A 12274-nucleotide genomic window follows, 5' to 3' on the forward strand; every position below is an offset into this window, starting at 1 on the left:
GTCTCCTTACGCGACTGCAAGGCTGTTTGGGATTTCGTGAGCGCATTCGGTGCCCGGTGGCGCGAGCTTGCGTCGCAGCAGCGATTCCGTGCGGATGCGTGGCTGGAAAAGGCCAAGCGCGGCCTGCCGGTGTGTCAGTCCGAACTGCCGGCAATGGTCCTGCAACTGCCTGCCGACGCCTGACCAGAAGCTGTCTTCGTCGAGGCCGTAACAATGCCGCAGCAGATGCGAGATCTCGGCGAGGTTGTAAACGAACAGCGCGTCCAGGCAGAGCTCGCCGAGCAAATCGGCGCTCTCCATCCAGTAGTACTGGTTGGGCGCGGCGTCACGATAGGCGGGGTTCAAGGCGAGGAAGTCGGGAACAATGGAGGGATCGCGCAGGAAGCCCGGCGCATATTCGACGCTGTCGTGGAAGTCGCGCATCGCCAGCCTCACGGGCAAGCCATCGCGATGGATCAGGATCAAGTTCTGGCCATGCGCTTCCGTCGCGATGCCATGGCCGACGAGCAGGTGAAACACCGGCATCACCACCGTAGCCACAAGCCTGTCGAGCCAGGCGTCCAGCCCGTACTGCTCGACCCAGTCCGCGACGAACGGCTGGCCGTCACTCTCCAAGGCCATCAGCGCGTTGAGCGGCACCGCGGTTTCGCCGGGCTGGAGGCTGCTCGTAACGTCCTCCCGCCAGATCGCGGCGATCTGTCCTGCCAGCGGTCCTTCCCGATCTGCGATCGTGCCGGCATATTCGGCCAGGATCGTGAGCGGATAGCGCGCCTCGAACAGCGTATCGCTGGCGACAATGTCCTTGAGCCAGCGGCTGATCGACGGCGCGCTGCACACCGAATGCGGCTCGATGATGCGCCTGGCCGACGAGTTGACGAGATTCATCGGCAGTTTGAGATTGGCGCGTCGCGGGTGATCGCGATTGAACAGCGTCCGCACGGATTGGCTGGCGCTATAGCGATCGCCGGCATGGCCGAGGAAACCGGCGGAGCCCTCCGCCAGCCAGCGCGACAGCTCCGAGCCCTGTAACGCTTTCCATTGCCAGGGATGCAGCGGCATCAGGCCAAACCGCCTTGCATTGTCGCCGAGCCGGGCACGGCGCTCGTCCAGCAGCGCGTAGGTTTCGGTGCCGAGTTCGTGCATCCAGAAAGCCTGCTCGTCCGTGGGAAACGCCGAGTGCAGACGTTCGGGCGCGACCGCCAGCCAGGCCAGTTGGAAGGCGTTGCCTGCTTCCGGGCCGTACGCCGCGTGGTCGGCGTAGTCGAAGCCGGTGCGCGCCTTGAAACACGGATGATAGGGATGACCCTCATCGATCGCGCTGTCGAGTTGCGCAAATGGCAGATCGCGGCGCGGTCTGGGCCGGAGATTGAGCTGGTTCCAGGCGCTGAAATCGAGCGTCCGATCCAGTTCGGACGTGAGTTGCGCGCGCCGTTCGGGGCAGGTGTCTATGCTCGCAAGGAGATCGCCGAGCGTCGCCGGGCGCCATTGGCCGGCGCAGCCCCGCTCGATCGTTTCGGCGACAACCCTGACCCGGCCGAAGGCGCCGATCGATCCCTCGCAGCGTATCGAGGCGCCGCCGCAGCGCCATTCGAAGCGGGCTTTCCCGCCGTCTCGCGACACCGCGCAATCGACCAGGCCCTCATAGACCAGGGCTTCCGCGAGCTGGCGCATCACACGCAGCTCGGGGATGCCGTGGAGATCAAGAGGCAATGGCATGTGCCTGCTCCGCGGCGACAAATAGCCCGACACGGCTGAGTGGATTGGGAAAATGCGTGTAGACGGCGCTGCCGCCCTCGGCCAGCTCATCGACATCCTGCAGTCGGATTGCCAGGTTGGCCTTCGCGGTGATGTGCGGCTTGTCCAGCAGGCTGGTCGCGAATTCCCCGCCCGCGCCAGTGAACTCTTGCGCCAGCTTCTTGAGCCGCGCACGCAGCATGGCGAGCAGTTCGGCCTCGCTTGCCAGGCCGTCATGCCCGGCGCGAGCGACGACCGAGAAGATCTGATTGACGATGAGGTAGTAGGAGAGCCGCTCGCGAATCTCACGGTCGTCGAAGAAAAGACTGCGGATCTGGACAATGTCGGGCATCAGGCCATACCACCGGGCCCTGAAGCTGTTCGAGAGGTAGAACCCCTGGCTGTCGCGATAGAGGTATCGGCTGGGCAGCCCCTGCTGCGACAGGTCAAGCAAGCTGTTTTGCTGATGCGCTTCCAGCGCGACGCCGAACCGATCGTAGAGTTTGACCAGCGGATCGAGCGCACAGTCGAGATAGCATTCGAACCAGCGACGGCACGCCTGCCGCACCGAGATATCATGATCCTGCGCGACGCGCCGGACGACGGTTTCGAACAATGAGCTGTGCCCGAGACGTGGTTCGGCCGTCAGTGCCGAAACGGTGATCACCGGGTGGTCGGCGCGGCCCCGGAACGGGTTTTCGCGGAAGATGACTTCGAAACCGCTCTCGGCCTGCCCGGAAAAATCCAGCGTCACGTATGCGCTGTCGTGGAGAAAGCCGAGGCGCGGCTCGAACATGTCGATCCCGGCGCGCTCGAACAGGCGCGCCACCGCAACGCCCGCCTCCAGCTCGTGCCGCCTGTTGACGCGCTTCGAGTTGGTGATGCGGACGGGCAGCGAGAATTTCGGCATCCAGGCGGCATCATCGCTGTAAACCGTGCGCACCGAAGAAGTCGCCGTGAACACCGGCCCTGCCGGGCCGAGATACCGGATCTGCCCTGAATCCATGAGCGCGCGCACCGCCGGGTCGAGCATCAACGCTTGCGCCTGAAGCGGATGCATGGGCAGGAGCATCTCGCCGTTACCTGCGGCGACCTTGCCGGCGTCATTCCCCAGCAGTGAGCTGACGATCGCGGTCACCGCGATGCCGGCGGAATCCTCGCGGGCGAGGTCGGCAGCGGCGGCGAAATAGGCCAGCTGGAAACCGCCGCGCAATTCGGGGGCATAGACATCCTGCTGCCAGTTCGACATGCCCTGCAGGCTCTTGGGCGTCGGATGCAGCGGATGTCCAAAATACAGGGATTGTTCCGCGGCTATAAAGCCGATCGGTGGCGGCGCCCGATCGGCGGCATCGAGGTAACGCTTCGTCGCCTGACAGCTCTGAAGAATCCGTTCGAGGAGCTCCAGATCGGCTTGTCGGTGCGTGGCCGATCCGGCTTCTCTGGCTCCCAACACAAGTAGATGCACGGCCAGGATCGGTTCTATCTCGTGCCAGTTCGGACCTGCATCCTGACGAATCCAGATCTGTCCAAACAGGTGCATTCCGCAAAGCGATCGGGATTTCATTTCGATGCGCAGCACGGCATGCCGCGACGGCAGGGAAATCTCCACGCAATCGAAGTTCCGTTCTCCGATGCGGTGGAACACCGGAATCCCGGAATTCAGCTCACGCAAATAGCTGTTTGCGAAGGCTCGAAACGTTGCCTGTTCTGCTGCAATCTGATTGTCGATCATTCGTTGCGGACGCCATGTCGCACAGACGCCGGGCAGGCGCTCTGTGCTGAGTTTCAAAGGTTTTGATGGCGCCGCGCGTGAAGGGCCAGCCTTGCTGCGGCCGCGGCTAAAACTAAACTACGATTGTCATGTTATCCTAGTCAGCTTCGCGGATCAACCTCCGAAGGCGGTCATCTGGGCAATGCCACCGCGGCTCATCTGGACAGTTCGATCTCGGCCGCGATTGCCCTTTTAGCCGAAACGGTTGGCGCGGAAGGTTGCAAGCATGGGATGCGGATTGCCGGAGGCGATTTCTTTGGCCAGCAATTCGCCGACGATCAGTCCAAGCGTGGCGCCGCTGTGGCTAAAAGCGACGTGAAGGTCGGCGACGGTCTCGACGGAGCCAAGCACCGGCTCGCCATCGCCGGGGATAGGCTTCGGGCCAACGGCGTAGGTTGCGAGTTGGAGCCGCGGATTGCCGTCGAGCACCGCGGTAGCTTCGTCGAGCAGTCCCTTTACGGTTTTGTCGTGCACGGTGTAAGTGCCGTCTGAGTTGACCATGACTTCTTCCTCCGACCATGCCGAATCCAAAACAAGTGCGCCATCCGGCGTCGGGCGCACCGCAACACGCGGCGTATTCAGCACGGCACGGAGGTCGGTCTTGATCGGTTTGGTCTTCAAGAGAAGTGAAATCGGGGTGGCGTCGGGGACATGGACTCCGATCTCCGCAAGCATGCAAGGCGTCGCTGGCCCTACGGCAAGGACGACTGCATCCGCCTCGACCGGCGTACCGCCAGCAGTGATGACGCCACGTGCGCGACCGCCTGTGGCAACTATCCGCACGCGTCCAGCGTCCTGAACAAGCTTGCCGCCGCGGGAGCGGAATTCATTGAGCAGCCGATCGATCAAAGACGGCAGGTCGACCCAACCTTCGCCAGGATTGAAGATGGCGCCCTGCGGGGCGATCGCGTTGGCATCGATGCCGGGCGTCACTGCGCCAACTTCGGCAGGGTCGAGCAGAAGCGAGTCATAACCAATATCCTGCTCCAACTGCCACATCGACGCGATCTGGTTCGCCTCGTCATCTGCATCCCAGGTGAGGCCGCCGTCAAAGCGAAGCCACGATGCGGCTTCCGGCCTTGTAGCGGCCAGGGTCCGATAACGATCGATGCCTGCAAGCCTCAAGCGGTGATAGGCAGTGTCCGCGCGTCGCGCTGAGTTCAGCCAGGAAAGTGAACGGCCGGATGCACCATTGGACGGCGCGCCGTCGTTGACAATGGTCACATCAAGGCCAAGGCGGGCGAGGTGCAGCGCGGTCGATGTGCCAAAGATGCCTGCGCCGACAACGACGACATGACGCGGCTTAGGGGATGCAGTCATAGAGAAATCCTTCTACGCGGAAGATGGGCTGAGTGTGAGATCGCCACACGCGCCGCGGGACTAGTAGTCCGACAGCTTCTTCATGTAGCGCCGGCCCTCGAGCATTGGCCGATCGCGCAAACCGGCCAGCTTGTAGGCAAAACGCCATAGAGTGTCGAAGAAGACCAAAGGCACGAGATAGGGTTTGATGTGTTCGGACATACCGCTGAGGTCGAGTTCGGCTCCATCGAGCACCAGGATGTTTTCCCGGCTGCCGTACTCGATAAGGAAATCGCGGGCGCGTTCGGAAAGGCTCCGCGTCTCATCCAAACCCAGCAAGACAATGAAGCAAGCATCCTTATCCACGACTTCGAATGGGCCATGAAAGAACTCGTTCGCGTGTATTGCCTGCGAGTCGTACCACTGCATTTCCATGAGCACGCAGATGGCGTAGGAATAGGCCGCACCGTAGCTGGCACCGCTGGCTAGTGTGTAGATTGCCTCTCGAGGTGCGAAGCGAGGGGCAAACGCCTCGAACCGGTCTGCGTAGGCCCAGTGCGCGCGCTCGATGGCCGGTTGAAGATGGCCCAGGGAGATCAGCAGGTCACCGGTTAGCCCGCCATCCTCCCGAGCATCGATCAAACCGGCGAGCAGCATGTAGAGCACGCCGTAATTGCTGTAGGCTGCATCGATTGCTTTGCCCGTCGTGTACGAAGCCTGGTAGGCAATCGGGTGGTCGACCGCCCGCGCGAGGGGCGATGTCTGGTCGAGCGTCATGCCGATTGTCGTTGCGCCTCGCGTCCTGGCATGATTGGCCGCCCGCACTGTCTCCTTGGTGGTTCCTGTCTGCGAGCAAAGGACAACGAGCGTGTCAGGTCCCAACCGCCGCGGATCTCGGCAGACGAATTCATCCGCGTTGTAGCTGTCACAGGCGAATGTCCCATTGTGGCGGTCGAGGAAGTATTTGCCTGCCATCATGATCGAGAGCGAGCCGCCGCACGCCACGAGAAAGAGGTGCGAAAACTGCCTGCCCGCGGTGGCGTTCAGAGCGCGTTCTACGTCGGCAGGCAGGGCGGAAATCATGAGCATCCTCGTCTCGCTGACAGAGTTGGGGTCGGCGCGCAATTGACAGGTAGCAGTCATTGTGCGAACGTTATCACATCCTATAAGCTGAAAGTCCTGCAATGGTCAAGATTGCCGCGATGGGCGATAACGTGGTCGATTGCTACCTTGATCGCGGCGAGATGTATCCTGGCGGAAACTGCCTCAATGTTGCAGTCCACCTGAGCCGCTTCGGCGGGCAGTCGGCCTATGTTGGAGCGATCGGAAAAGACCGGGCCGGGGACCTGATCTGCACCGCACTGGCGTCGGAGCGCGTTGACATCACCCGATTGCGGCGCCTCGAAGGGCCGACCGCTTACTGCCTCATAGGTCACCACAACGCCGATCGGATTTTCCTGGATTTCGACCTCGGTGTTTCGATGTTCACGCCGACGCATGAAGATCTGGATTTTCTCTCAGGCTTTCAGGCCGTGCATATCGGCCAGTCCAGCGGATTAGACCCTTGGATTGCCTCAGTGTCAGGTAACTCTCTATTATCTTATGATTTTTCTACGCGACGGGAACCGGAGCACCGGCGCAAGATTGGACCTTTTTGCTATCTGGCTTCCGTCTCAGGGGATGGTCTCGACGACAAGGAATTGGCCGCAGTCGTATCCGAGCTGCTTGCATGTGGTTCAAAGTGGGTTTTGGTGACTCGCGGTCGAGCCGGCGCGGTGCTTCACAGAGACTCTGTCTCCTACCACACTCCGGCGCGGCTGGTCGAACCCGTCGACACCTTGGGCGCGGGCGACACCTTCATCGCCCGAACGCTACTCGGCCTGCTTAACGAAGAGGCGCCTCAGGACATTCTCCGCCATGCCGCAGAGGCGGCGGCTGCAACCTGCCAGTACTACGGCGCGATCGGCCATGCGTCAGCAATAGATATCGGGAACATGACGCCCGAGATCCTTAGCGGGGCTCGGCACGCTCCACCCGGGAAAGCTGTCTAGCTGCGAAATTCTCCGAAACAATTGACGCAAGGAACGGATAATGCTAGGGGAAGTGATAACGTTCTCATCCGCTCAACGAAACGCCGCCTAAGAGCATTTTTGATGGATCAGACGTCGAGTGGAACCGCAAGGCCGGGTTCGGCCGATTAAGAGGAGAAGACATGCAAACAAATTCGAGCAGGCGCCACCTGGTGAAATGCGGTCTGGCGCTGACCGTCGCGTTGGTGACAGGATTTGGCACATTGGCCTGGTCCACGCAGGCAAAGGCGAGCGACAACCCCTACAATCTAATCGACCCGATGGCGATCAGCGTCGGAACGATGGGCGATGCGAAGCCCTACGTCTTCACCGACGCCAATGGAAACTTCACCGGCTTCGATGCTGAACTCTTCCGCGACGTGGCGCGCCGGCTCGGGTTCAAGGAGGAGCAGATTGTTTTCACCGGCCAGGAATTCTCGGCGCTGCTGCCATCCGTCGCCAACGGCCGCTTCGACGTCGCTGTCGCCGCGATTGGCACGACTGCGGAGCGCAAGAAGACCGTGGATTTTAGCGACGGATATATCGCCGGCTATCTGTCGATCATTTCGGCCGATCCGGCTCTGACGAGCAATGAGAGCACCGCCGGAAAGCGCATCGGCGTCATCCAGGGGACGCTGCAGGAAATCTATGCCGAGAAGAATCTGAAGGGCGACATCGTCAAGTTCCCCGATAACAACACCGCAGTGGCGGCGCTGAACAACGGGACGATCGATGGCCATTTCACCGACTATGAGTCGGCCAAGCAGTATGTAGAACGCTACAAGAACCTGAAGATAACAATGAACGTACCGTCCTTCGATGCGCCAGCCGGGTTCGTCGTCAAGAAAGGCAACGATAACTTCCGCGAGGCACTGAACAAGGCGCTGCGCGAGGCCATGGATGATGGCACCTGGAAGCGGCTGCACGAAAAATGGTTCGCGGGCACCCCGATGCCGGATCAATATCTGCCCAAGAAGTGAGTTCGAGCGACTTTGCTGTGTTTCCGGCCGGGCCCGTGAGCAACGGTGCCCGGCCGAGTTATAGATGGACCTGATATGAGCTGGTTCGATACCTTCTCCCGCAGCTTCCTTGATTTCCAGGCGATGGCAGACGTTCTGCCAAACATGGTGATGGTCGGCCTCAAGAACACCCTGATCCTTGCCGTCGCCTCGACGTTTTTCGGGACGCTGATCGGTATCGTCCTCGCCGTGATGGGGATTTCGGAAAACCGGCCGCTGAAACTCCTCGCACGGATCTACACCGATATCTTTCGTGGGCTTCCCGCCATTGTGACTATTCTAATCATTGGCCAGGGCTTCGCGCGGTTGGGCCGCGATCTGTTCGGTCCATCGCCTTATCCGCTGGGCATTCTGGCACTCAGCCTCATTGCCGGCGCCTACATCGGAGAAATTTTCCGGGCCGGCATTCAGAGCGTCGAGCGTGGTCAGATCGACGCCACCCGCACTCTCGGAATGACGTATGGCCAAGGCATGCGCCTGGTGGTGATCCCGCAAGGCATCCGCCGCGTCCTGCCGGCACTGGTCAACCAGTTCATCGGCAACGTCAAAGACTCCAGCCTGGTCTATTTCCTTGGCCTGCTCGCCTCCGAACGCGAACTGTTCCGTGTCGGCCAAGACCAGGCCGTGCTGACCGGCAATTTGTCACCACTCTTGCTGGCCGGCGTGTTCTATCTCGTGATCACGGTGCCGCTAACCCACCTCGTCAACTACATCGACGCGCGCATGCGCGTCGGCAAGCGTATCAGCGGCGTGCAGAGCGGCCTCAAGGAAGTCGCCGAGCTGGCTGACGCAGGTTTGCCGGGCGCAGCGAAGTCGCCCGCACGCTTCAAGGGTGGCAGCATCGAGGTCAAGAATATCGACATGGCCTACGGCGCCGTCCAGGTGCTCCATGACGTCAGTCTGAAAGTGGAGCCCGGGACGGTCACCTGCCTGATCGGCCCATCCGGCTCAGGCAAGTCGACCTTGCTGCGTTGCCTCAACCGCCTCGTCGAGTGTCGAGCCGGGGACATCCTGCTCGATGGCGAAAGCATCTACAGCCAGACCCCTGACCAGCTTCGGCGGCGTGTCGGCATGGTTTTCCAGCAATTCAACTTGTTCCCCGACCGCAGTGCGCTCGCCAACATCACCCTGGCGCTGCGCAAGGTAAAAGGCATGTCACGCGAGGAGGCTGAGCGCGCGGCCTTGGCGAGGCTGCATGAAGTCGGACTTTTGGAGCGAAAAGACCATCGGCCGGCAAATCTTTCGGGCGGACAGCAGCAGCGGGTGGCCATCGCGCGAGCCCTGGCCCTCGAACCCGAAATTATGCTGTTCGACGAAGTCACCAGCGCCCTCGATCCGGAATTGGTGAAGGGTGTCCTGAATTTGATGGCCGACCTCGGACGGGGCGGGATGACGATGGTCGTCGTTACGCACGAGATGAACTTCGCTCGCAAGGTTGCAAACCAGCTCGTATTCATGGACGAGGGACGGATTGTCGAGGCAGGGCGACCAGCGGACCTTTTCGACAATCCGCAGGGCCCACGTCTTCGGCGCTTTCTGTCTGAGGTGCTCTGATTGCAATAGTGTGTGCAACGGCGAGTGCTGCTGTTTTCGGGCTTGCGGGGCGGGCCTAACTGCCACTAGCTCGTCGTTACGACGCACGAATGGGCGGCGGGGCTTGCTGAGTGGTTCAAAGATCGTCGAAAAACGCAACCATCATAGAGGTTGCTCGCCGGGCCGGGGTCAGTTCCGCCACGGCGGGGCGTGTGCTTGGCGACTATGGCTACAGCAGCCCCGAGGTTCAGGAGAAGGTGCGCGCCGCCGCAACAGCGCTGGGCTATCGCCCCAATCGCCTGGCAAAAGGTCTGATCACCGGTAAGACGCAGACTATCGGAGTTGTGGTCGGCGACATCGAAAGCCCATTCTACGCGAGCGTCTTGCGTGGAATAGGGGATGTCGCGCGCCGTGGCGGCTTCGGGGTTATCGTTACGAATAGTGACGAAAATGCCGAACTCGAGCGAGAGGCAGTGCAACTGCTGCTGGAAAAACAGGTCGACGGTTTGATCGTCTCGTCGACCTTCGCGGATCAGCCGGATCATCTTCGTGAGGCAGTCGCGGCCCGCTGTCCCGTGGTGCAGTTCGACCGCATCGTGGCGGGCCTGGAAACCGATACCGTGGTGGTCGACAACGTGTCTGCAACGCGCAGCAGCATCGCTGCAATGATTGAGGCCGGACACAGCCGCATCGGCATACTGGCCGAACTAGGTCCGGGCCAGCGCGATGATGTCGGCTCGTTTGTCGCGAACGCTGACCTCTCCAGCGCCGAGGTTCGCTACCACCATCCAAGCTGGCAACGGCTGTTGGGTTATCTGGAAGCCCATCGTGCCGCAGGAATCGAGCCGGATCTGCCGTTGATCCGCCGCGTGACGGTCTATTCCAGCGAGGCGGCCCGCAAAGAGGCGCTCGATCTGCTGACGATGCGCAATGCGCCGTCCGCCCTATTCACTGCCGACGGTGTGATGTCGACAGGCGTTCTGGAGGCGACTTCCGCACTGAAGCTTGCGATTCCAGGAGACGTTTCGCTGCTTTGCTTCGACGATCTCGACTGGATGCAGTTCGTGGCACAAGGTATCACAGCCATCGCGCAACCCGCCCATTTGATCGGAGCGGCGGCGGCGGAGCTTCTCTTGAAGAGGCTGGCGGAGGCCACCTTACCTTTCGAGCACCGTGTCCTGGCGGCCCGCTTGGTGGAGCGCAATTCGATTGCCGTGCATGTCTAAGGCTGGACGATCTGAAGTCCCCTGAGAGGGGAAGAAGGCCCGTCCCTGACATTCAATCCCTGCCTGCCTTGACCTACAACGGTCGTAGGTCATTCAGGAAAGCATCGCCAGGTCAGTTGAAACCGCTGACCTGAGCTTGCCTGGCGGTTCATTCACCAACACTGGCGACCCTAACGGCTTCGGCGCCGGTCCTCGTGAACGAGGACAGCCGCTGCGATGCCGGCGCTTGTCGTCTCGGCCGGGCGGGTGCACGAGCAGTTGTGAAATATATTTCTGTATGTGAATTTTATTGACACTCGAGCCAACTGCTGCGAATGATCAACCGCTGGGCCTCGGGAGGAGGTTCGGCCTCATCAACCACAAGCGGCGGCACGCAAGTGTCCGACCGCCCAATTGACCAGGCTTCGGCCGAGGGAGGACTCTTGCGCAAGTTTTTGAGCATGCTCGCCATTTCGGCAGCCGCCACCACAGTGTTGGGGGCAAGCCACGCCGCTGCCCAGGCCGCTAACCCGTTCAAGTGCGAGCCGGGTGAAAAATACGTCATGAACGTCATGGTTTCCGGCGTCGAATATTGGTTCCCGGTCTACGAGATGTTCAAGCAGGCTGGAAAACAGTTCGGCTGCGAGACCGAATATACCGGGACCCCCGAATACGACGTGAACAAGCAAATAGCGACGTTCGACCAGGCGCTGGCTCAGAAGCCGGCTGGCATCCTGGTCCATCCGATGAACTCCGATCCCTTCATCGAGCCAATCAATCGGGCCATTGAGCAGGGAACGGCAGTAGTCACATTCGCCGCAGACTCGCCCAACTCCAAACGAGTATCCTACATCACCTCCGACAACGTCGCCGAAGGCACCTATGCTGCCGATGCAGTCGCCAAGGCGATGGACGGCAAGGGCGAATACGCGGTGCTCGAAAACCCCGGACAGGACAATCACGACAAGCGCATTGCCGCCTTCATCGCCCGCATGGAAGCCAAATGGCCGGATATGAAGCTCGTCGGCCGCGCTGCGTCGAACCAGGATGCGACGAAGGCCTATCAGGCCGTGCTCAGCCTTGCTCAGGCGCATCCCGATCTGGGCGCGGTGTTCATGCCGGAAGCCAACTCGGCAATCGGCGCAGCTCAGGCCGCCAAGGAAGGCGGCGGCAAGATCCGGGTCATGCTGGCCGACGTCAACGCCAAGATCCTCGACATGATCAAGGCCGGCGAAATCTTTGGCTCAGTCAACCCGAACCAGGGCATGCAGGGCTATATGGGGTTCATGCTGCTGTGGCTGGCCAAGCATCCTGAACTGATCGATCCGATGAACGACGCCCGGCGGTCGGGCTTCAACGGCATGAGCGTGCCCTTCGTCGACAACGGCTTTTCCATCGTCACCGCGGAAAATGCCGACGATTTCTATTGGGACGCCTACCTCAAGCGGCGCGGCACCAAGGGCATCGAGGAATAAGGCCCGCCGCTCTCGGAGCTCCTTCGGAATGCTCGACCGGACGGGGGGGGGGGGGGGGCCCCCCCCCCCCCCCCCAAAAAAAAAAAAAAAAAAAGGGGGGGGGGGGGGGGGGGGGGCCCCCCCCGGGGCGATAGACGGGCGCGAGCGAAAGGAGTGGGGGGCGCAAACA

9 protein-coding genes are annotated in these 12274 nt (G+C 61.3%); 5 read left to right on the forward strand and 4 right to left on the reverse strand.

The window, feature by feature from the left end:
- Positions 1-6: 6 nt before the first annotated feature.
- From AC0L2K_RS03005 to AC0L2K_RS03020, 4 genes are all read right to left on the reverse strand, one after another.
- A complete protein-coding gene (locus AC0L2K_RS03005) occupies positions 7-1716 on the reverse strand; it encodes an IucA/IucC family protein (RefSeq protein ID WP_473522481.1) in 1710 nt (569 codons plus the stop codon).
- A complete protein-coding gene (locus AC0L2K_RS03010; protein ID WP_473530581.1) occupies positions 1700-3466 on the reverse strand; it encodes an IucA/IucC family protein in 1767 nt (588 codons plus the stop codon). The genes AC0L2K_RS03005 and AC0L2K_RS03010 overlap by 17 nt, the downstream gene beginning before the upstream one ends.
- Before the next feature lie 231 nt (positions 3467-3697).
- Complete coding sequence (locus AC0L2K_RS03015; RefSeq protein WP_473522479.1) at positions 3698-4825, reverse strand: NAD(P)/FAD-dependent oxidoreductase; 1128 nt, start codon at positions 4823-4825, stop codon at positions 3698-3700.
- A 60-nt stretch (positions 4826-4885) separates the two neighbouring features.
- Positions 4886-5887, reverse strand: a complete 1002-nt coding sequence (locus tag AC0L2K_RS03020) for an SIS domain-containing protein (protein ID WP_287374685.1) — start codon at positions 5885-5887, stop codon at positions 4886-4888.
- Positions 5888-5988: 101 nt separating this feature from the next.
- Here AC0L2K_RS03020 and AC0L2K_RS03025 point away from each other — a divergent pair, with 101 nt between their 5' ends.
- The 5 genes from AC0L2K_RS03025 to AC0L2K_RS03045 all read left to right on the forward strand — a co-directional run bounded on the left by AC0L2K_RS03025 (position 5989) and on the right by AC0L2K_RS03045 (position 12105).
- Positions 5989-6855: a PfkB family carbohydrate kinase gene (locus AC0L2K_RS03025; protein ID WP_287374682.1), complete on the forward strand. Its 867-nt coding sequence runs from the start codon at positions 5989-5991 to the stop codon at positions 6853-6855.
- A 161-nt stretch (positions 6856-7016) separates the two neighbouring features.
- Positions 7017-7853 (forward strand): ABC transporter substrate-binding protein, encoded by an 837-nt coding sequence (locus AC0L2K_RS03030; protein WP_287244877.1) that lies wholly within the window; start codon positions 7017-7019, stop codon positions 7851-7853.
- Positions 7854-7928: 75 nt separating this feature from the next.
- Positions 7929-9446, forward strand: a complete 1518-nt coding sequence (locus AC0L2K_RS03035) for an amino acid ABC transporter permease/ATP-binding protein (protein ID WP_473530582.1) — start codon at positions 7929-7931, stop codon at positions 9444-9446.
- Between the two features lie 110 nt (positions 9447-9556).
- Positions 9557-10651, forward strand: a complete 1095-nt coding sequence (locus AC0L2K_RS03040) for a LacI family DNA-binding transcriptional regulator (protein ID WP_287374676.1) — start codon at positions 9557-9559, stop codon at positions 10649-10651.
- 422 nt (positions 10652-11073) lie between these two features.
- Positions 11074-12105 (forward strand): substrate-binding domain-containing protein, encoded by a 1032-nt coding sequence (locus AC0L2K_RS03045; RefSeq protein WP_027156384.1) that lies wholly within the window; start codon positions 11074-11076, stop codon positions 12103-12105.
- The last annotated feature ends 169 nt before the right edge of the window (positions 12106-12274 follow it).

It is taken from the genome of Mesorhizobium sp. WSM4817 (genome assembly GCF_055811135.1).

Excerpts from the sequence above, each read along its gene's own strand:
- AC0L2K_RS03005 (WP_473522481.1), bottom strand. The coding sequence starts at position 1,716 with ATGCCATTGCCTCTTGATCTCCACGGCATCCCCGAGCTGCGTGTGATG.
- AC0L2K_RS03010 (WP_473530581.1), bottom strand. The coding sequence starts at position 3,466 with ATGATCGACAATCAGATTGCAGCAGAACAGGCAACGTTTCGAGCCTTC.
- AC0L2K_RS03015 (WP_473522479.1), bottom strand. The coding sequence starts at position 4,825 with ATGACTGCATCCCCTAAGCCGCGTCATGTCGTCGTTGTCGGCGCAGGC.
- AC0L2K_RS03020 (WP_287374685.1), bottom strand. The coding sequence starts at position 5,887 with ATGATTTCCGCCCTGCCTGCCGACGTAGAACGCGCTCTGAACGCCACC.
- AC0L2K_RS03025 (WP_287374682.1), top strand. The coding sequence starts at position 5,989 with ATGGTCAAGATTGCCGCGATGGGCGATAACGTGGTCGATTGCTACCTT.
- AC0L2K_RS03030 (WP_287244877.1), top strand. The coding sequence starts at position 7,017 with ATGCAAACAAATTCGAGCAGGCGCCACCTGGTGAAATGCGGTCTGGCG.
- AC0L2K_RS03035 (WP_473530582.1), top strand. The coding sequence starts at position 7,929 with ATGAGCTGGTTCGATACCTTCTCCCGCAGCTTCCTTGATTTCCAGGCG.